Origin of the sequence: Halobacillus sp. B23F22_5 (genome assembly GCF_043497085.1) — a bacterium.
Taxonomy (GTDB): domain Bacteria; phylum Bacillota; class Bacilli; order Bacillales; family Halobacillaceae; genus Thalassobacillus.
Genome location: NZ_JBIEKI010000005.1, coordinates 215,055 through 234,831, shown reverse-complemented (window position 1 = coordinate 234,831; position 19,777 = coordinate 215,055). Strand labels below are relative to the sequence as shown.

General features: G+C 43.1%; 16 protein-coding genes. 13 read left to right on the top strand and 3 right to left on the bottom strand.

What is annotated here, in order from left to right:
* Window positions 1-4 precede the first annotated feature (4 nt).
* The 5 genes from gatA to ACGTN9_RS09815 all read left to right on the top strand — a co-directional run bounded on the left by gatA (window position 5) and on the right by ACGTN9_RS09815 (window position 6,154).
* On the top strand, window positions 5-1,477 hold the full coding sequence (gene gatA, locus ACGTN9_RS09835) for an Asp-tRNA(Asn)/Glu-tRNA(Gln) amidotransferase subunit GatA (protein ID WP_499592305.1): 1,473 nt from the start codon (window positions 5-7) through the stop codon (window positions 1,475-1,477).
* Window positions 1,474-2,904, top strand: a complete 1,431-nt coding sequence (gatB, locus tag ACGTN9_RS09830; protein ID WP_499592303.1) for an Asp-tRNA(Asn)/Glu-tRNA(Gln) amidotransferase subunit GatB — start codon at window positions 1,474-1,476, stop codon at window positions 2,902-2,904. The genes gatA and gatB overlap by 4 nt, the downstream gene beginning before the upstream one ends.
* A gap of 158 nt (window positions 2,905-3,062) precedes the next feature.
* Window positions 3,063-3,998, top strand: coding sequence for a diacylglycerol kinase (locus ACGTN9_RS09825; protein WP_499592301.1), 936 nt, complete (start codon window positions 3,063-3,065; stop codon window positions 3,996-3,998).
* Between the two features lie 213 nt (window positions 3,999-4,211).
* Window positions 4,212-5,588: a 23S rRNA (uracil(1939)-C(5))-methyltransferase RlmD gene (rlmD, locus tag ACGTN9_RS09820; RefSeq protein ID WP_499592300.1), complete on the top strand. Its 1,377-nt coding sequence runs from the start codon at window positions 4,212-4,214 to the stop codon at window positions 5,586-5,588.
* 104 nt (window positions 5,589-5,692) lie between these two features.
* Window positions 5,693-6,154 carry a UPF0158 family protein gene (locus ACGTN9_RS09815; protein WP_499592298.1) on the top strand — a complete coding sequence of 154 codons (462 nt, stop codon included), beginning with the start codon at window positions 5,693-5,695 and terminating at the stop codon, window positions 6,152-6,154.
* A gap of 73 nt (window positions 6,155-6,227) precedes the next feature.
* On the opposite strand, the gene ACGTN9_RS09810 is transcribed toward ACGTN9_RS09815, so the two are convergent.
* Complete coding sequence (locus ACGTN9_RS09810; protein ID WP_499592296.1) at window positions 6,228-7,394, bottom strand: DUF4317 domain-containing protein; 1,167 nt, start codon at window positions 7,392-7,394, stop codon at window positions 6,228-6,230.
* Between the two features lie 178 nt (window positions 7,395-7,572).
* On the opposite strand from ACGTN9_RS09810, the gene ACGTN9_RS09805 reads away from it, so the two are divergent.
* On the top strand, window positions 7,573-8,046 hold the full coding sequence (locus ACGTN9_RS09805; RefSeq protein ID WP_499592295.1) for a divergent PAP2 family protein: 474 nt from the start codon (window positions 7,573-7,575) through the stop codon (window positions 8,044-8,046).
* 203 nt (window positions 8,047-8,249) lie between these two features.
* On the opposite strand, the gene ACGTN9_RS09800 is transcribed toward ACGTN9_RS09805, so the two are convergent.
* On the bottom strand, window positions 8,250-9,854 hold the full coding sequence (locus ACGTN9_RS09800) for a BCCT family transporter (RefSeq protein WP_499592293.1): 1,605 nt from the start codon (window positions 9,852-9,854) through the stop codon (window positions 8,250-8,252).
* 290 nt (window positions 9,855-10,144) lie between these two features.
* Here ACGTN9_RS09800 and ACGTN9_RS09795 point away from each other — a divergent pair, with 290 nt between their 5' ends.
* Both ACGTN9_RS09795 and ACGTN9_RS09790 read left to right on the top strand, forming a co-directional pair.
* Window positions 10,145-11,494, top strand: coding sequence for a DHA2 family efflux MFS transporter permease subunit (locus tag ACGTN9_RS09795; RefSeq protein ID WP_499592442.1), 1,350 nt, complete (start codon window positions 10,145-10,147; stop codon window positions 11,492-11,494).
* A gap of 117 nt (window positions 11,495-11,611) precedes the next feature.
* Window positions 11,612-12,529, top strand: a complete 918-nt coding sequence (locus tag ACGTN9_RS09790) for a DMT family transporter (protein ID WP_499592291.1) — start codon at window positions 11,612-11,614, stop codon at window positions 12,527-12,529.
* A 47-nt stretch (window positions 12,530-12,576) separates the two neighbouring features.
* On the opposite strand, the gene ACGTN9_RS09785 is transcribed toward ACGTN9_RS09790, so the two are convergent.
* A complete protein-coding gene (locus ACGTN9_RS09785) occupies window positions 12,577-12,747 on the bottom strand; it encodes a hypothetical protein (protein WP_499592289.1) in 171 nt (56 codons plus the stop codon).
* Between the two features lie 112 nt (window positions 12,748-12,859).
* Here ACGTN9_RS09785 and ACGTN9_RS09780 point away from each other — a divergent pair, with 112 nt between their 5' ends.
* From ACGTN9_RS09780 to glgB, 5 genes are all read left to right on the top strand, one after another.
* Window positions 12,860-14,353, top strand: a complete 1,494-nt coding sequence (locus tag ACGTN9_RS09780) for a spore germination protein (protein ID WP_499592287.1) — start codon at window positions 12,860-12,862, stop codon at window positions 14,351-14,353.
* On the top strand, window positions 14,346-15,455 hold the full coding sequence (locus tag ACGTN9_RS09775) for a GerAB/ArcD/ProY family transporter (protein WP_499592285.1): 1,110 nt from the start codon (window positions 14,346-14,348) through the stop codon (window positions 15,453-15,455). The genes ACGTN9_RS09780 and ACGTN9_RS09775 overlap by 8 nt, the downstream gene beginning before the upstream one ends.
* On the top strand, window positions 15,445-16,527 hold the full coding sequence (locus tag ACGTN9_RS09770; protein ID WP_499592283.1) for a Ger(x)C family spore germination protein: 1,083 nt from the start codon (window positions 15,445-15,447) through the stop codon (window positions 16,525-16,527). Before ACGTN9_RS09775 ends, ACGTN9_RS09770 begins: the two co-directional genes overlap by 11 nt.
* Before the next feature lie 18 nt (window positions 16,528-16,545).
* A complete protein-coding gene (locus tag ACGTN9_RS09765) occupies window positions 16,546-17,457 on the top strand; it encodes a CBASS cGAMP-activated phospholipase (protein WP_499592281.1) in 912 nt (303 codons plus the stop codon).
* A gap of 411 nt (window positions 17,458-17,868) precedes the next feature.
* Entirely contained in the window at window positions 17,869-19,776 is a 1,908-nt protein-coding gene (gene glgB / locus ACGTN9_RS09760) for a 1,4-alpha-glucan branching protein GlgB (RefSeq protein ID WP_499592279.1), read from the top strand.
* Window position 19,777 lies beyond the last annotated feature (1 nt).

The window sequence follows — 19,777 nt, the reverse complement described above, 5'->3', positions numbered from 1 at the left end:
ACCTATGTCATTGTTTGACTACACATTAAGAGAGCTTCAGGAGAAGCTACATAATAAAGAAATCAGTGTTACGGACCTGGTCGAAGAATCGTACCAGCGTATTGAAGCAGTGGATGGCGAAGTCAAAGCATTTTTGACTTTGAATAAAGAACAAGCATTAAAGCAAGCAGAAGAACTGGATGCATCACGTGGAACGGAATCTGCAGCTTTATTCGGACTGCCGATCGGCGTGAAGGACAACATTGTTACCAAGGGCTTGCGCACGACTTGTGCCAGCCAATTTTTGGATAACTTCACCGATCCGTTATATAATGCAACGGTTGTAGAAAAATTAGCAGATGCTAAGTCTGTAACAATTGGTAAATTGAATATGGATGAATTCGCAATGGGTTCTTCCAACGAGAATTCCAGTTACTATGCAACACGCAACCCATGGAATACGGATTACGTTCCTGGCGGTTCCAGTGGTGGTTCTGCTGCTTCTGTCGCTGCAGGCGAAGTGTTTTTCTCACTCGGTTCAGATACAGGGGGATCCATCCGTCAGCCGGCGGCATTCTGTGGTGTGGTCGGATTGAAGCCGACATACGGGCGCGTTTCACGGTTCGGGTTAGTCGCTTTTGCTTCTTCTCTGGACCAAATCGGACCAATCACCAGAACGGTAGAAGATAACGCTTATTTGCTTGAAGCGATTTCCGGACACGACAAAATGGACGCTACCTCTGCGGATGTTGACGTGCCGAAATTCACCGATGCTTTAACAGGGGATGTCAAAGGGTTGAAAATTGGCGTACCGAAAGAATATCTAAGTGAAGGCGTCGCTCCTGAAGTGAAAGAAGCTGTTATGAGCGCGTTGAGAAAATACGAAGAACTTGGCGCGACATGGGAAGAGGTTTCCCTTCCGCATTCCAAATATGCAGTAGCAACGTATTATTTGCTGGCATCTTCAGAAGCCTCTGCTAACCTTGCTCGTTTTGATGGTGTCCGTTACGGTGTTCGTACACAAAATGCCGAAACCATGCTTGATATGTTCAAGCGTTCCCGTTCCGAAGGTTTTGGTGATGAAGTGAAACGCCGTATCATGCTTGGTACGTTTGCGCTAAGCTCTGGATACTACGATGCTTATTATAAAAAAGCACAGCAAGTACGTACATTGATTAAGAATGATTTTGAAAAAGTGTTGGAAGACTACGATGTCATTATCGGACCGACAACCCCGACACCTGCTTTCAAAGTTGGTGAGATCGTAGATGACCCACTGACGATGTATGCCAATGATATTTTGACGATTCCAGTCAACCTTGCAGGAGTCCCAGGAATTTCTGTGCCATGCGGGTTCTCATCAGATGGACTTCCGATCGGACTGCAAATCATCGGTAAGCACTTTGATGAAACCACTGTGTATCGCACGGCACATGCTTTTGAGCAAACGACAGATTTTCATAAACAACGCCCATCCCTTGGAGGTGCGCAGTCATGAACTTTGAAACAGTAATCGGTCTCGAAGTACACGTAGAACTAAAAACAAACTCAAAAATCTTCAGCCCATCTCCTAATATGTTTGGAGATGAGCCGAATACAAACGTAAACCCAATTGACCTCGGGTATCCTGGTGTTCTTCCTGTATTGAATGAGGAAGCGGTCAATTTCGCTATGAAAGCTGCAATGGCTTTAAATTGTGAGATTGCGACAGACACTAAGTTCGACCGGAAGAACTACTTCTATCCCGATAACCCGAAAGCCTACCAGATTTCCCAATTCGATCAGCCCATTGGGGAAAACGGCCATATCGATATCGAAGTTGATGGGGTAAAAAAGCGTATCGGAATTACTCGTCTTCATTTAGAAGAAGATGCTGGTAAGCTGACTCATAGCGACGAAGGCTACTCGCTGGTCGACTATAACCGCCAGGGTACACCGCTTGTAGAGATCGTATCGGAACCCGATATTCGTTCTCCACAAGAAGCATATGCCTACCTGGAAAAACTGAAGAATATCATCCAGTACACCGGTGTATCGGACTGTAAGATGGAAGAAGGTTCACTCCGTTGTGATGCCAACCTTTCCCTGCGCCCAATCGGACAAGAGGAGTTCGGTACCAAGACAGAGTTGAAGAACTTGAATTCATTCTCCTTTGTGCAAAAAGGTCTGGAGTTTGAAGAAAAGCGACAGGCGCAAGTGCTGCTTTCCGGAGGGGAAATCCTGCAGGAGACACGCCGTTATGATGAACAGACGAAAGAAACGATTTTAATGCGTGTCAAAGAAGGTTCGGACGATTATCGTTACTTCCCGGAACCGGATTTGGTTCCACTGTATATCGATGAAGATTGGAAAGAGCGTATTCGTGCAGAAATTCCAGAGCTCCCGGATGCACGAAAGAAACGTTATATTGAAAACCTTGAGCTTCCGGAATATGATGCAATGGTGCTTACCAATAACAAAGCCATGTCTGATTTCTTTGAAGAAACCATCAATCATGGAGCGGACGTCAAACAAGCCTCCAACTGGCTGATGGGTGAAGTTTCCGCTCATCTGAACAAGCAGCAAAAGGAGTTCGATGAGATAGCATTAACTCCGGAATCGCTTGCTAAGATGATCAAGCTGCTTGAAGACGGTACAATTTCTTCTAAAATCGCCAAAAAAGTTTTTGCCGAACTAGTTGAAAAAGGCGGCGATCCAGAGAAAATCGTCAAAGAAAAAGGGCTTGTACAGATTTCTGATGAAGGCCAGCTGACTGAAATCATCACGAAGATTCTTGATGACAATCAGCAGTCGATTGAGGATTATAAGAATGGGAAAGACCGTGCCCTTGGTTTCCTTGTCGGTCAGGTCATGAAAGAAACTAAAGGACAAGCGAATCCGCCGATGGTCAACAAGATCATTCTTTCGGAAATGGAAAAACACTAAATCATACTAAAGAACAGAACACTGGCTTGCGAAAGCACGCATAGAACTGCGTGCTTTTGTATGTTTAAAATTTTGGACCATACACTATAATAATGGCGAAAAAAATGTAAACAAGCTATGATAGATAATGGAACAAGCCTGGATGAGGGGGAGACCTTATGAAACGTGCTCGGATCATCTATAATCCGACCTCCGGAAGGGAAGTATTTAAAAAAGTATTACCTGATGTACTGCAGCGCTTTGAGCAAGCCGGCTACGAAACATCAACACATGCCACTACCTGTGCGGGTGATGCGACAGAAGCCGCTACCATTGCGGTTCAGCGTGGTTTTGATGTCGTAGTAGCGGCTGGCGGTGATGGAACGATCAACGAAGTGATTAATGGCATCGCTGAACAGAAAAACCGTCCAAAGCTCGGCATCATCCCTGTCGGCACGACCAACGATTTTGCACGCGCACTTTCTGTACCACGTAATAATATCCATAAAGCGGTCGATGTCATTCTGGATGATCATTCTGTAGCGTTGGATATCGGCAGAGTCAATAATCAGTACTTCATGAATATTGCCGGGGGAGGAAAATTGACCGAACTTTCCTATGAGGTACCTAGCAAGCTTAAAACGATGCTGGGTCAGCTTGCCTATTATTTGAAAGGAATCGAGATGCTCCCTTCACTTAGGCCGACCTATGTAGAAATAGAGTATGACGGCAAAGAATTTAAAGGGGAAATCATGCTTTTCCTCGTTTCTAATACAAACTCAGTCGGTGGCTTCGAGAAGCTGGCACCGGGTGCCGAAATGAACGATGGGTTATTCGACCTGCTGATCATCAAAAAGATGAACATGGCCGATTTTATCCGGATCGCTTCATTAGCAGCCCAGGGAAGGCATTTAAATGATCCGCATATCATTTATACCAAGGCAAGTCTGATCAAAGTGCACACCGAAGAGAAGATGCAGTTGAATATCGACGGGGAATATGGTGGATTATTGCCCGGGAAATTTGTAAATTTGTATCGACATATCGACTTTTTTGTCCCTGAAGATAAATTTGTCGCAGAAGAAAAGAAATTAGAAGACATCGATATGAAATAGAGCCGGAGGGGCTGTAGATATGAATATCTACAGCCTTTTCGCTTTCAAAAGGGTATTGTGTTAAACTTTTGTCAGCGAACACCTATTAAATATTTGATATGAAAGTGAATGATGAGGGTGTTTTCACTCTCTCTCATATAATTGGGCGTTATTCTTCTGGAATTGAGCGTTGGCGTTAATTTTGAGAAAACTTAAGAAAAAGGACGATGTAAAATGGCTAAACCAAAGCCGCCAGTACAAAAAAATCAAAGGGTGGAACTGACTTTTGAGGATTTGACCCATGAAGGAGACGGCGTCGGAAAAATTGATGGCTATCCGCTATTTGTTCCCTATGGACTGCCAGGCGAAAAAGCGACAGTGAAAGTTGTCAAAGTAAAGAAGAACTTTGGGTTCGGTAAACTGCTCGACCTGCATGAGAAAAGTCAGGAACGTGTGGAGCCGCCTTGCAATGTCTTTTTCCAGTGCGGTGGATGCCAAATCCAGCATATGAGCTACGATATGCAGCTGGAAATGAAGCAGAAGCAGGTCAAAGATGCGATGCGTAAAATTGGCCATCTCGAACATGTACCTGTTCACCCGGTAAAAGGAATGAAGGACCCATGGCGCTATCGTAACAAAGTTCAGATGCCAGTGGGAGAGCATGATGGTCGCCTGGTTGCTGGATTTTATCAAAAACGGAGTCATAATATCATCGATATGGATACTTGTGTCGTCCAGGATGAATCAAATGACCGGATGGTTGAAGCGGTGCGCCGTATCGCCGAGCGATACGGAATTCGAGCCTATGATGAAGAGAGCAATCGTGGCGTATTGCGCCATATCATGGTCCGTACCGGGCAGAACACCCAGGATGTCATGGTCGTATTGGTCACAAGAACAAAAGAAATACCTGACCAGGACAAGCTGATTGATGAAATACGGGAAGCCTATCCAAGTGTGAAGTCGATTGTTCAAAATGTAAATCCCAAACGGACGAATGTCGTATTGGGTGACGATACAAAGGTGCTTTACGGCGAAGAATATATTTACGATACCATCGGCGATATCAAATTTGCCATATCGCCTAAATCATTTTATCAAGTTAATCCTAGCCAAACGAAAACGTTATATGATCAAGCATTGGACTACGCAGCATTAACTGGAAAAGAGCAAGTCATCGATGCCTACTGCGGAATCGGTACGATATCGCTTTTCTTAGCCCAGAACGCTAAAAAAGTGTATGGCGTCGAAGTGGTGCCCGAAGCTGTTGCAGATGCAAAGGAAAATGCTAAGTTAAATCACATTGATAACGCAGAATTCTATGTAGGCCAGGCCGAAAAAGTGATGCCATGGTGGAAGTCACAAGGGCTGAATCCGGATGTTATTGTTGTCGACCCACCTAGAAAAGGCTGCGATGAGCAATTGTTGCAGTCGATGTTAGAAATGGAACCGGAGCGTATCGTTTACGTATCGTGTAATCCATCGACCTTAGCGCGTGATTTGAAAATTCTCGAAGATGGGGGTTATGAAACGAAAGAAGTGCAGCCGGTCGATATGTTCCCGCAGACTTCTCACGTAGAGTGCGTCTCGTGGTTGGAGAAGAAAATGTAATAGAAGAGCAGGAGCCTTAATCAGGCTGCTGCTTTTTTATATATTAATATACTCTCTCAAGCTATAAGTAGTTAGTTATTACTATATAAGAAAGGGTGAAAGGAATGAAGGTTAAACTGAAAGAAGTGGGCGAAGTCATTGATATGCAAATGGATGAATATTATACGTTATTTGACCGCGAAACTTATACATTCATACATTTAAGTGAACAAGCTTATCAGGATGCTGAAGATGGAGAGCCATTTGACCATTTGCCGGACTGGCAGCAGGAAGAAAGGGAAAGGGCCGATTTATGCCTCGAGTATCCAGATCGCTTTGTAAGTTTACCTGATAAATTTGAGATTAACGAATATATCATGATGGAGGATTTTTGTTTCCAGTTAGGAGACGAAAGAAAGCGAGAGCAGCTGTTGAAAGCTATTCGTGGCCGTGGTGCTTTCCGCAGGTTTAAAGATCAGGTACAGCGCTGGGGGATTGACCAGGAATGGTATCAATTCCGAGATAAGAAGATGGAAGCAATCGCTAGAGAGTGGTGTGATAATAACGATATTAATTGTGAGGCATGATTATTTCACAAAAAGAAGGCATTCTCAATGAGAGAATGCCTTCAGTATTACATGCAGTTGGATTTATCAAGCGTTATTCACCAAAAGCTTCCGGAAGCATCTTGAATCCTTCAATCTCTGCATCCTCTTCGACTTCAATCATAATGTAACGTTTCCCATTATTGTTGACTTGCCTCACAAACTGCAAATCCTGGGGGCTGATAGAAATATTAGCTACTTTTGTATTGATTTTAATGGACTTTGACTTATATTTGGGAACGATGCTGCTTGCTTTCAGTTCGTAGGTTTCGTCATCGGTGATTCTTTGAAAAGCGTCTTTCACTTTTTCGGCTTCGACTTGCGCGCCACTTCTACTCAAAACCCGCTCGACGTCATTGTAATCGAGCTTTGGGGTTTCTCCTTCTTCATTTTCCTCTACAACATTATTGATTTCTCCATAAACAGTAGCCAGGGTAGATGGAGGAAGCTGATCTCCGACGACATCTCTGATAACTTCTTCAAACACCGCTTTGTCTTCTTTTGCTGTCATGATTTCTTCGCCATTCAGAACTTCTTCGATAAATTGGTAGTCAGGCTCATTTGCCTTGCCGGCACTATAGAGTATATGGTTTACATCGGCTGAGTTGTCAGTAAAGCACGGGAAAAGGAATCCAGCCATAGGGGCATTGAGATCGATAACTGGATCCACCTCGATATTGTACTTGAATTCTTTCTCGATATAGTCGAATTGCCATTCTCTTTTAGGCTCCTGCGTTTTATTGATGCTGCAAAGGATAAAGGGATGAGAATAGACAGCGTCCCGTTCGCTTTCTTCCGTTTCTTCATTGCGTCGCTTCATCGGCTTCATATATTCGGCGCGAATGAAGGAGATGACGACATCTTTTTCGTAAGGATGATCTTTAATGATCTTTTCTGTCATTTGCAGCATTTGTGCCTTCCAGTCTTCGAGTTCGCTGCTAAGCAGCCCTCTATGTAAGATGAGTTGGGTGTGGTTGTCAGCATCCCGTTGAAATTTAAGCTCAAACAATTTTTCATCCAGCTGACCTGTCAGTACTTTCTTGAAATTATTGATGAACAGCTCCTGTTGATCTCTATCGAGCATTTCGAACGGCTGACTCTGATAATGAAAAATTTCCGTCGTTTCTTTCATGATATATACATTAAAAAGATCAGAAATCTTCAATAAGTCATTGTCTACTTTAAACTGTCTGCGAATTCCAGCTACATCTTTTTTGTCCATTAATTCTTCACTCCTAAGCTCTTTGGGGTGTGCTTTCTCGTTAAACGATTCTTTCATTTTAACATACCGAACCTGTAATCTTCGTAATGACTTTCTTGAATAAATCTTCCCATTTCGGGTAATGAAAATAGAAGAAGCGAGATTGGGGAAAGTATATGAAAGAGTGGAGGGTTAAGAAATGGATGATAAAATGAACAAAGGAATATTGACAGCTTTAGCTGGAATAGGGATTGCGCAGGGAATAAAGATACTGACACATAAACGTGTGTCAGGAGAATGGGATATAAAACAGGTCGCAACAACAGGCGGCATGCCAAGTTCGCACTCGGCTGGCGTTTCAGCGCTCGCTACTTACATAGCGGCGAATAGAGGTTCACGTCATACGGAAACTGCGTTAGCGGTTGTTTTTGGGGTAATCGTCATGTATGACGCCCAGGGAATCCGCCGTCATACAGGGGAGATTGCCAAACTGGTTAATGAATTAGAAGACAGTTTTGCTATGATATCCGAAGATTTTCCGAGCCTGGAATTCGTTCAGCGGGAAAAGGAATTGAAGGAGCTGCTGGGACACCAGCCACTGGAAGTGCTGGGTGGTGCGATTTTAGGCACTACATTAGGTCTTATTTCAGCAAAATATGAAGATAGAAAATAAATAACGTAGGACAAAAATAGCAACCTTTGGCGAGGTTGCTATTTTGTGTTAAGTAATTAGGGTATACTAAATTTTTTTGGAGGATGGTATGAAGCATATTCGGAACATATGATGTAAAAGTTATAACTTCATATATTTAGAAAGCCGTCTATTGGATGTTACGCAGAAAAAAGCCCTCTCGCATCGAGAGGACTTTCGTGATTTTACTGATCATTTTCATTCCAATCATAATTTTCCTCGATATGATCGATAACCCGCTGATGGCGTTTTTCTTCTGCTTTTTTCTCGGCTTTCCTGCGAGCATCTTTATAATCTTCCCGGATTGATTTCAATAAAGAAATCGCAGCTACCAGCAGTACAAAGGAGAATGGCAGCGCTCCTATCAAGGAAGCCGTCTGTAAACCTTTTAATCCAGCACTGATAATTAAGACAGCAGCCAGAACAGCGATTAAGGAACCCCACACGACTTTTACGATGACAGACGGATTGTTGTCTCCATTCGAGGTCATCATTCCCAGTACGAAGGTAGCGGAGTCGGCTGATGTGACCAGAAATGTAAACAACAAACAGATTGCTAAAACAGAGAGAACAGTGCCTAACGGTATGTTTTGCAACATATTGAATAGTGCAGTGGTTTCATCTTTAGCTACCGCACCTGCAATGTCTGTTCCATGGAAAAGGTCTAGGTTAATCGCTGTGCCACCGAAGATTCCAATCCAGATAATCCCGATAGCTGGAGGAGCTACCATAACACCTAATACAAATTCCCGGACGGTCCGCCCTTTTGAAATCCGGGCGACGAACATACCGACAAATGGCGCCCATGCAATTGTCCATGCCCAATAATAAACCGGCCAATCCTGAACCCAGGTTCCATCTGTATATTGGTCTAATCTTAAGCTTGCCTGGAAAAAGTTTTGTAAATAATCACCAATCCCCATGGTTATGGTATCAAGGATGAACCCAGTCGGGCCGATGAACAAAACTATTACCATAAGCAAGAGTGCAAGTGCCAGGTTGGTATTACTTAAGTATTTGATTCCGCGGTCCAGACCGGAAATAGTCGAGACCATAAAGAATAGAAACATCAATGCAACGATGATAATTTGGGTGGTGGCCCCAGCTGGCACATCAAAAACGAAACCGAGCCCGCCATTGATCTGCAGCACACTTAAGCCTAAGGTAGTGGCAACACCCATTACTGTTGCAATGACCGCGATGATATCAATTGTATTTCGAAGCGGCTTCTTCCCTGAATTGCCGATAACAGGGTTCATGGTATCACTAATCAAGCTTCTTTCGTCCTGCCGATAGATGAAATAAGAAAGAGCCAAGCCTACGAATGTGAAAGAAGCCCATTGGTGGATACCGTTATTGAAAAAGGCGTTCCACATCGCTACTCGAGCAGCTTCAGCAGTTTCAGGTTCGACATTATCAAATGGTGGCGGCGACCCAAAGTGGGTCATCGGTTCGGCAACACCCCAGAACACGATACTGACACCGAAACCGGTACTGAATAGCATAGCGATCCAAGTGAAAATCGGATACTTCGGCTTGGTATTTTCACCGCCCAGTTTAACCTTTCCGTATTTACTGAATGCTAAATAAAAGTTGAAGATGATAATGAAGAGGACAAAAGCTAAATAGAACCAGCCAAATGTATTAGCAATGAAGCCATAGATGGTATTTGCCTGGGAGGCTAGTGCCCCTGGAGCTAAAGCACCCCACAAGGCGAATAAAAAAATGATGGTAAATGATACCCAGAAGATACTGTTCATAAATTTGTACTTCTTCCGTTTGCTACCCATAGTCAGTCTCCTTTGCAGTAATAGATTAAGGGATTTACTCCCAGTAAAAAAAGTTTTGCTCTTAATATACCCGTTTGTACAAGTGAGTAAGCTAGTTATTTTTATGTAGTTTTGAGACAAAAATTGATTACTATGGAATACTTCAGCCTACTTTGGTGAACATTTCGAGTAGCTAAATGTTGAATTTCAAGATAAATTGGGTTAAAATTTCTAAGTTACCTAAAAAAGAAAGAAGGATTACCGTGGAACAATCAAATACCCAAGAAGAGCCAATAAATAAAGTTCCATTGATGATTGTGCTTATTTCCGGCGCTTTCGTCGCTATTTTGAATCAAACATTGCTGGCGACAGCAATCCCTCATATTATGGCCGACTTAAACCTTGATGCGAATACGGCTCAGTGGCTGCAGACAATTTTCATGCTTGTGAATGGGATCATGATCCCCATCACAGCTTTTTTAATTGAACGCTTTACGACACGGAGCTTGTTTCTTACAGCTGTCGGTACGTTCGCATTAGGTACATTAGTGTGTGCGATAGCTCCGAATTTTACTATCCTTTTATCCGGAAGGGTGCTGCAGGCAGCAGGTGCGGGAATTATTCTTCCATTGATGCAGACCATCCTTTTCCTGGTGTTTCCGGTAGAAAAGCGGGGAGCGGCTATGGGGATGTTCGGGATGGTCATCGCATTCGCACCTGCCATAGGACCGACTCTGTCTGGTTATCTGGTTGAAAACTTCCCATGGCGCAGCTTATTTTATGTAATTTTGCCAATTGCTATTATTGATATCATAGTTGCTTACTTCATTTTGAAAAATGTAACGAAGCAAACTTTCCCGAAGGTTGATGTGCTGTCTATTATGTTGTCGACCATCGGCTTTGGCGGAATCTTATATGGATTCAGTGTTGCGGGCAGTGGCAGCTGGCTTCGCGGAGAGGTTCTTGGTGCGATTATTGTCGGGGCTGTCACACTCGTTTTCTTCATACTAAGACAGCTGAAATTAGAGCAGCCAATTTTGGAATTCAGGATTTTCAAAAATACCATGTTTACGGTCACAACCGCGATCGGCATGGTATCCTTCATAGCGATGATCGGTGGTGCTGTTATCTTACCGATCCTCATGCAGAATATGCTCGGCTTCACAGCTCTGGAATCAGGGTTGATGCTGCTGCCAGGAGCAGTCTTGATGGGATTGATGAATCCTGTCACAGGACGGCTGTTTGATAAGTTCGGAGCACGCTGGCTGGCCATTATCGGACTTTCGATTTTAGTGATTACTACATTCATGTTTTCAAATACCACACTTGAAACGACTTTTCTGTATTTAGCCAGTGTCAATGCAGCCCGCATGTTCGGTATTTCGATGGTGATGATGCCAGTGACTACAGCTGGGCTTAATCAACTGCCGAATGAACTGATGCCGCATGGTACGGCTATGAATAACACCATGCGTCAGGTTTCTGGTGCTGTCGGTACAGCTTTGCTTGTGTCTGTCATGACGACACAGGCAATCCCGTCAGATGGGGTGATAGGATTGATCCATGGTGTGAACGTATCGTTCATCGTAGCCGGCCTTATCGCAATTGCCGGGCTGATCATGTCTTTTTTTATTAAAAATTCACGCCCAGGAATCGCTTGATATTAAACAGTAAAGCCCGAGGATGAGAAATGATCCCGGGCTTTTGTGTTGAAGATTTTCGACAACGAAAGTAAACTATATGTTTATACTTTTACTCAAAGAAAGAGATGAAAGCATATGTCTAAATCACTTACTTATACGCTATTATTTTTCATTATGATGATCTGGGGCTTCAATGTCATTGCTATCAAGGTTTTAGTCGAAAGCTTTGCTCCTGTTACGATAACTGCTTTTCGGATATTATTGGCTGGCATTGTCGTGATGCTCTTCCTTGGTATAAAAAGAGAGTTTCGAAAAATCACCAGACAACAGGCAGGATATATCACCCTGGGAGCTCTGTCGGGGATTTTAGGCCATCATTTCTTTTTATCGGTAGGACTTACAGCTACCAATGCTTCTAATGCAGGGCTTATATTAGGTTTGGTTCCGTTGATGACTTCTCTCTTTGCTATTATTTTTCTTGGCGACCGGTTAACGCTTCTCAGAATGATTGGAATCATATTAGGGCTTACTGGTGTCTCCTTCATCGTCCTGAACGGAGAGGGGAGTGTAGGGAGCATTTCACGTGGTGATGTATATATCTTTTTAGCCGTCGTAACCCAGGCAGTCAGTTTCATTGCAATCAAGCGTGCGACAGAAACGATGGATGCCCGCCTGATAACCGGATGGATGCAGATATTAGGCGCTGTGTTCCTATTTGTGGTCAGCATTCAGCTTGAACCGTCAGGCCTTTCCACTTTGACAACTGGTACCCTGGCAGACTGGCTGGTATTTTTAGCTTCAGCTATCCTGGCGACCGGGATCGGCCATATGGTCTACAATAAAGCGATTCACCAGATGGGTGCTGGGGAAACTGCCATTTTTATCAACCTTACTCCGTTTTTCTCCTTGACAGGTTCCTACCTGTTTTTAGGAGAAAGGATTATGGCTGGGCAGTTGTTCGGATTTTTGTTCATTGTAATGGGGGTCATACTCGGTACAGGGGCATTAGAGCAGTCTATTCGTAAAAAAAACAAAAAGCGGATGGCCAGTTAAATATCAACTAAAAAACGATTCATCTTCAAGCGGAGATGAATCGTTTTTTATCTTTTTTCATCTTTAACTTCTGCTTTATAGAGAAGCACGAACGGGAGGATAATGATAATAATAATCAAAGAGTATAAAATCAATTTAGCAAGCCAGTCTATCAATAGCAGGATTGCTATAAAAAAAGCAGCAACCATTATAAGCGGAAGAATATACGCTACAACCACATTATTCCCTCCAATTTCCATCTAACTTACATCTTTCCCTGTCTGGAATAAATTATTCTGTTTTGCAAAGTACTAAAGAGATGAACTATTCGTGGTTATAAGGAGCTTTCTCATGTGGAAATGGAAGAAAGATAAAGGGAATGAATTTCCTAAACAAAACGAGACAGTCCAAGATGTGACAAAGGAACTGGAAAAGTCGAAGGATTTTATGGTCTATCCCTTAAAAGGAGAGACGAAGTGTGTTTTATCGTATTTTGAAACCATGATTGAGCCTAAAACTGTAAATGAAATAATTCTCCCTGCTTTGAAGCAAAATACGTTGCGCTCTCTCGAGGAAATGGAAGATATCATTCCTGTTGAGGGACTGGATATAACGGATGATGTCAACGTTTTCCGGCAGCGGGTCATGCAAGGGCATGTCATCATTCAAATGAAAGAGTACGACAAAAAATTTCTGACAATCCCTGCTGTAGTCGCTGAAACCCGGAAAGTAAGCATCCCGGAAGTAGAGTTCAGTGTAGTTGGACCTAAAGAGGCGTTTGTCGAATCGCTTGATACGAACATCAATCTGGTGCGTAAACGTCTGGCTCTTCCTCAGCTTATGGTACAAGAATTAAATATCGGTAAGCTTACGAAAACGCGGGTGGCGGTTTTATATATCGATGGCATTGCTAATAAGGAGAATGTCAACACGGTCATGCAGCGTTTGCAAGATATCGAATATGACCAGATTAATGATAGTTCCTATATCACCCAGATGATTGCGGACAATTCCAATTCGCCTTTTCCTCAGCTGTTGGATACAGAACGACCCGACCGGGTTACAGGAGCGTTGGTTGAGGGAAAGGTGACCATTTTAGTCGATGGTTCACCTCATGCTTTGACTTGTCCGACAACTGTTGTTGAATTTTTCTCTGCCTCGGATGACTATTTTCTTCCCTGGCATCTGGCTTCAGGATTCCGGCTTATCCGGTTGTTTGCTGTTATATTTTCGGTGTTAAGCTCCCCGTTATATGTCGCGATTTTAACCTATCACCTGGAGATGATCCCTCAAGACTTGCTGGCAACCATTGTAACTTCCAGGGCTGATATACCCTTTCCGCCGATATTGGAAGTTATCATTTTAGAATTGACGATTGAACTGCTCCGGGAAGCGGGTGCACGACTTCCGACGAAGGTTGGTCAGACAATCGGTATCGTCGGTGGTATCGTTATCGGAACAGCAGCTGTGGAAGCGGGTCTGACCAGTAATGTATTGCTAATTATAGTTGCACTGGCCGCACTGGCTTCCTTTACAACGCCCGTCTACCAGATTGGTAATACGATCCGGCTCGTAAGGTTTCCATTTTTAATCGGGGCACAAATGTGGGGGCTTATAGGGGTATCGATCGTGATGGCTTTTTTCATTGCCCATTTGATCAAACTGAAATCAATTGGAAGACCTTTTTTTGCTCCACTTTATCCGCTTCGGTTCCATGATTTGAAAGACGCGTTCATCCGTCTTCCGTTCAACCAGCAATCAATGAGACCAATTCAGACTAGACCGGTGGATTCCAGCCGGTTCAATCAGAAACGGGCAAATGAGAAGAGGGATGTAGATGAATGATGCAAGGGGCGGATTCAACGTACCAGAAAACTTAATGGTCACTTCTACGATGGCATTTTTTTTAGTACATTCCATGCAAGTAGGGGTGGGGATTCTTGGGTTCGAAAAGTATATTGCCAAAGACGCGGGCTATGACGCCTGGATTGCAATTTTGGTGGCTGGCCTGGCCATTCATCTACTATTATGGATGATTTATCGTCTATTGCAGGGCTGTGGTAGCGACCTGGTTTCTATCCATAACTTTCTTTTCGGAAAATATTTAGGCGGATTGATGAATCTTGTATTCAGCATCTATTTTCTGTTACTAACTCTGACGGTATTACGGACATTTGTCGAAGTCATCCAGGTCTGGGTTTTTCCACAATTGAATACATGGCTGTTTACATTAGTCTACCTTCTCCTCGCTTACTACTTTGTGGAGGGGGGACTTCGTGTAATCACTGGGATGTGTCTTCTCAGTGTCATTCTGGCATTGCCATTACTGTTGTTCAAGTTTTTCCCTTTACAGCTTGGGGATGTCAATCACCTGTACCCTATGATTGAGGCTTCGGTTCCGGATATCCTCAGTTCAGCAAAAACAAGTACACTAAGCTTTCTCGGTATTGAATTGCTCCTACTATTTTATCCTTTTCTTAAAGACCAGAAAGCATCAAAGAAATGGGCCCATTTTGGAGCTTTCTATACCACAATGATCTACCTGATCAGCGCGCTTGTTGCTTTCATTTATTACAGTGAGGAACAATTGCAGCATGTAACATGGGGAACGATTTCTTTATGGAAAATCGTGAATTTTCCATTCCTGCAACGGTTTGAATATATGGGTATCGGATTATGGGCGTATGTCGTTCTGCCGAATATATGTCTGGGGTTATGGGCTGCCAGCCGGATTCCAAAGCGGATGTTCAAAATCAAGCAAAAACCTGTGATCTGGATGTATTTGGTTGTTTTGTTAATAACATCTAATTTAATTGATAATCGGTCGATGATTGATGTGTTAAATACATTTGCTAACCGAGTAGGATTTTACTTCCTGCTCTATATTCCGTTCCTATTCCTATTGATGTACATCATGAAAAAGGTGAGATACCGTCATGGAAATTAAAAAACTATTGTCGATCCTAATTTCCGGAATCCTTTTCCTGTCAGGCTGTCTGCCGTATCGCAGTGTTGAGGAAGTCGCGCTAGTCAACCTGTCCGGGTGTGATTATGTTAATGATGAATCTACTAAGTGCACGGTGGCCATTCCACACTATGGTCGTAGTAAAGAACAAGTGCCGACTGAGCAATTTTTATCCTTTCAAGCGAATACGATGAAAGAAATTATTAGTGGTTTGGAAAGCAAATCACCTAGACCGATACGGATGGGGAAACTGACAGTATCCTTATATGGTGAGGAACTGGCTAGAAAAGATATGAGTGGCGTCATCGATATGCTTGCCCGGGACCCACACATAGGAAGAGATGTGCGGCTGGGAATTGTTAGAGGAGAAACAAAAGAGCTGATTAAAACAAAATATAGTGAAAACCAAACGAATGCAGATTACCTGATCGGGCTAATGGAACAGAACGAGAGGATTTTATTTCCAACAACCAATCTTCATAACTTCCTTTACTCCTATTATGCGATGGGGATGGACGGATATTTACCATATCTTTTGTTGGAGGAGGGGGAAGTGAAGATGGATGGATTAGCATTATTCCGAGGGGGAAAAGTTGTTGATCAACTGCCGTTTGAAGATGTGTTCACTTTCAAGATGATGGTGGAAGATTTCAATCAGGGGGTTCAGGGAATTGAAGTGGAAGGGAAAGGTGTTGCTTTTGATAATATCGGATCTAAAGTGAAGTACCAGGTGAAAGGAGATAAATCGAACCCCAAATTTATTATTTCTGTCAACATGAAAGGGGTCCTTAGTGAAATTTCCGATATTAAAACCTTTGAGACACAAGCTCATGTCAAAAAGGTAGAGAAGGCACTAAAATCGTTTTTTGAGAGTAAAAGCGAAAGGATGATCGCACAATTCAAGGAAAAGAACATCGACCCACTGGGGCTGGGACACCTTTTGAAGAACCGTAAAGGGAAAATAACTTATGAAGAGTGGGTAGAACTCTATCCTGAAGTGCCGGTAGAAGTAAAGGTTAATGTAGATATTATTGAGACAGGAATATCAGCATGATGAATGATGGTGAGGCAAATGAAAATATTATGTATCGATGGCGGGGGTATTCGAGGTGTGATGCCCATAGCTGTGTTAAAAGCCATGGAAAAAGAGTTGGGGTGTCCAGTTGCTGAAAAGTTTGACTTGATTGCCGGAACCAGTACCGGTTCTATTATTGCTGCCTCTGTCATGCTACGTAAAAATATGGGTGAATTATTGGACTCTTATCAGAAATATGGCAAGAAGATTTTTATTAGGCAGGCAAAAGTAGGGTTGTTCAAGAGCGTCTACAGTGATCGCTATCTGCGTCGGTTGTTGAAAGAAGCATTTGAAAATAAGAAAATCGGTGAAATGAGTGATCCTTTGCTAATTCCCGCGGTGGATGTTACTAATGGCAGGCCATATATTCATCGGTCTCACGCCGTTAAAGGAGAAAATGATAATTTATCGATACCACTGTGGGATGCTGTCTTGTCTTCGTGTTCTGCACCAATTTATTTTCCACCGAACAATGTTGATAATAATTACTTGTCGATTGATGGGGGTCTATGGGCCAACAACCCTTCGCTCGTTTGTATTACGGAAGTGGTCCATTATTTTGAAAAAAGTTTACAGGACATAGAAATTCTCTCCCTGGGTACGGGAAAACAAAGCATTGATTTCACAATTGACCATGATAAGTTTTGGGGTATCAAAAAATGGATGCCATTCCATCTGCCGGCAATGAAAGTTACACCAAAGCTGTTAGATCTGGCACTGAATCTCTCTTCGGAATCTGTATCCTACCATTGCCAGCTGCTCTTACAGGATAATTATCTTCGTATTAACGAAGAACTTGGAGAGGAAGTCCCATTTGATGAAGTCGAGTTCACCGAAGAACTGATAGCCCTTGGTGAGCAAGTATACGAAGAGAACAGGGAAAGAATATTGAAATTTATCGAGAAATGAAATGTTTGATATTACAGTTAAGCTCCCAATTGCTGAAGACTCAGTTTCAAGATATATTGTTTCCGTTACGGTAGTAACGGTGTGGAGATCCGGGAAAGCGAGTAGTGTCCCAGCCGCCCCTGACTCTTTTATGGTAGAGAACCGTATATATCTCGAAAACAAGTCTTCGACTTTTCGGCACTTTTGATGAATAAGATTTTTATGAAAATCAACGTGTTTAATTCCCTCATTTTTCCTCTTAGAAACCTTATAACACAGAAATTTCACATGTAACCGTTATCAAGACAAAATGCGACAAAACATTTCAGAAAATTAGCATAAAAATAATTGTAATCGCGATAAGAACATCTTATGCTAGTAATACAAGTTCACTTGTACGGTTTTAAAATCAACCAGAAGGGGAGTGGTAGATTGTTAGATTTTACCGCTTTAGAGCATGACGTTTATTTATTCCACCAAGGAAATCTCCGATACAGCTATGAACTTCTCGGGGCACATAGAGACATACAAAACGGAACCCCGGGCACCCGATTCCTGGTCTGGGCGCCGAATGCACAACAGGTCAGTGTTGTTGGCGACTTTAATGAATGGGATGGCAGGGAACATCCGATGAAGAAATTGAACGAAAATGGAATCTGGCATACGTTCATTCCTCACCTTGAAAAAGGGGAAATTTACAAATATGAAATCCTCACTCCCCACGGACATCTGCAGCTGAAAGCAGATCCTTACGCATTTTCCAGTGAGTTGCGGCCGAACACCGCATCGGTCATCTATCCTCTGGATGATTACCAATGGAATGATGATTTATGGATGAAGCGCCGCGATGAGATGAATTTCTATGAATCTCCTATTTCCATCTATGAATTACATTTAGGGTCATGGAAAAATATCGAATCAGAAGTCTATTATAATTATCGCGATTATGCAGATGAGGTTATTCCCTATGTAAAAGAGCTGGGTTACACCCATATTGAACTGCTTCCGATAGCGGAGCACCCGTTTGACCGCTCCTGGGGTTATCAGACTACGGGATATTATGCAGTGACTTCCCGTTATGGTACACCGGATGACTTCCGTTACTTCGTCGACCAGTGCCACCAGCATGGCATTGGAGTTATTTTGGACTGGGTGCCAGGTCACTTTTGCAAAGATGCCCATGGTCTTCGCCGGTTCGATGGCGAGCCACTCTATGAATATGAAAACCCTTTGAAAGCGGAGAAGCCGCAATGGGGGACATTGACGTTTGACTTTGGCCGCAATGAAGTGCAGAGCTTTCTGATTTCAAATGCAATTTATTGGTTGAAGGAATTCCACCTCGATGGGTTACGTGTCGATGCGGTAGCCAGTATGCTTTATCTGGATTTCGGCAAGGAAGACGCTGAATGGGAAACGAATGAGCATGGAGGCAGGGAAAACCTTGAAGCGATCGCGTTCATTAAAAAAATGAATGAAGCGATTTTTGAAGAAGTACCGAACGTTTTGATGATGGCTGAGGAATCCACGTCTTATCCGCTGGTAAGTGCTCCGACTTATATAGGCGGACTCGGTTTCAACTATAAATGGAACATGGGCTGGATGAACGATATGCTCCGTTATATGGAAATGGACCCGGTGCACCGTAAATACAACCATAATCTTATTACGTTCTCCTTGTTCTATGCTTTTTCCGAGAATTTCGTCCTGCCGATTTCTCATGATGAAGTCGTTCATGGCAAGAAATCATTGTTAAACAAAATGCCGGGAGACTACTGGCAGAAGTTCGCCAACTTACGCGCGTTTTTGGCTTTCATGTACGCCCATCCTGGTAAAAAGCTGTTGTTCATGGGTTCGGAATTCGGGCAGTTCGACGAATGGAAGGACTTGGAAGATCTCGATTGGGAGCTGTTGGATTATGAATCCCACGCCTCGGTATTGGACTATGTGAAACAGCTGCATCAATTTTATAAAGACATGCCGGCATTATGGGAACTGGATCACCATGAAGATGGCTTCTCATGGATTGACCCTCATAATTTTGAGCAGAGTGTCCTATCATTCATACGCTGCAGTCGGACACCGAAAGACCAGCTTTTGGTTGTCTGCAATTTTACTCCGGTAGTCTATCACGACTATAAAGTTGGTGTCCCGCAGCCGGGGCATTATGAGGAAATATTCAATAGTGATGCGGAACATTTTGGGGGTTCAGGACAGAGGAACGGGTTAAAAGCAGCCTCTGTTCCAGAACCGTGGCAGGGCCAAAACCATCATATCAAGATGACAATACCGCCGCTTGCGGTAACTTTTTGGAAACGAACCAATGGACCGAAGGGGGATTAAA

Coding starts and splice junctions, on each gene's coding strand:
- gatA (WP_499592305.1), top strand. CDS start 5: ATGTCATTGTTTGACTACACATTAAGAGAGCTTCAGGAGAAGCTACAT.
- gatB (WP_499592303.1), top strand. CDS start 1,474: ATGAACTTTGAAACAGTAATCGGTCTCGAAGTACACGTAGAACTAAAA.
- ACGTN9_RS09825 (WP_499592301.1), top strand. CDS start 3,063: ATGAAACGTGCTCGGATCATCTATAATCCGACCTCCGGAAGGGAAGTA.
- rlmD (WP_499592300.1), top strand. CDS start 4,212: ATGGCTAAACCAAAGCCGCCAGTACAAAAAAATCAAAGGGTGGAACTG.
- ACGTN9_RS09815 (WP_499592298.1), top strand. CDS start 5,693: ATGAAGGTTAAACTGAAAGAAGTGGGCGAAGTCATTGATATGCAAATG.
- ACGTN9_RS09810 (WP_499592296.1), bottom strand. CDS start 7,394: ATGGACAAAAAAGATGTAGCTGGAATTCGCAGACAGTTTAAAGTAGAC.
- ACGTN9_RS09805 (WP_499592295.1), top strand. CDS start 7,573: ATGGATGATAAAATGAACAAAGGAATATTGACAGCTTTAGCTGGAATA.
- ACGTN9_RS09800 (WP_499592293.1), bottom strand. CDS start 9,854: ATGGGTAGCAAACGGAAGAAGTACAAATTTATGAACAGTATCTTCTGG.
- ACGTN9_RS09795 (WP_499592442.1), top strand. CDS start 10,145: ATGATTGTGCTTATTTCCGGCGCTTTCGTCGCTATTTTGAATCAAACA.
- ACGTN9_RS09790 (WP_499592291.1), top strand. CDS start 11,612: ATGTCTAAATCACTTACTTATACGCTATTATTTTTCATTATGATGATC.
- ACGTN9_RS09780 (WP_499592287.1), top strand. CDS start 12,860: ATGTGGAAATGGAAGAAAGATAAAGGGAATGAATTTCCTAAACAAAAC.
- ACGTN9_RS09775 (WP_499592285.1), top strand. CDS start 14,346: ATGAATGATGCAAGGGGCGGATTCAACGTACCAGAAAACTTAATGGTC.
- ACGTN9_RS09770 (WP_499592283.1), top strand. CDS start 15,445: ATGGAAATTAAAAAACTATTGTCGATCCTAATTTCCGGAATCCTTTTC.
- ACGTN9_RS09765 (WP_499592281.1), top strand. CDS start 16,546: ATGAAAATATTATGTATCGATGGCGGGGGTATTCGAGGTGTGATGCCC.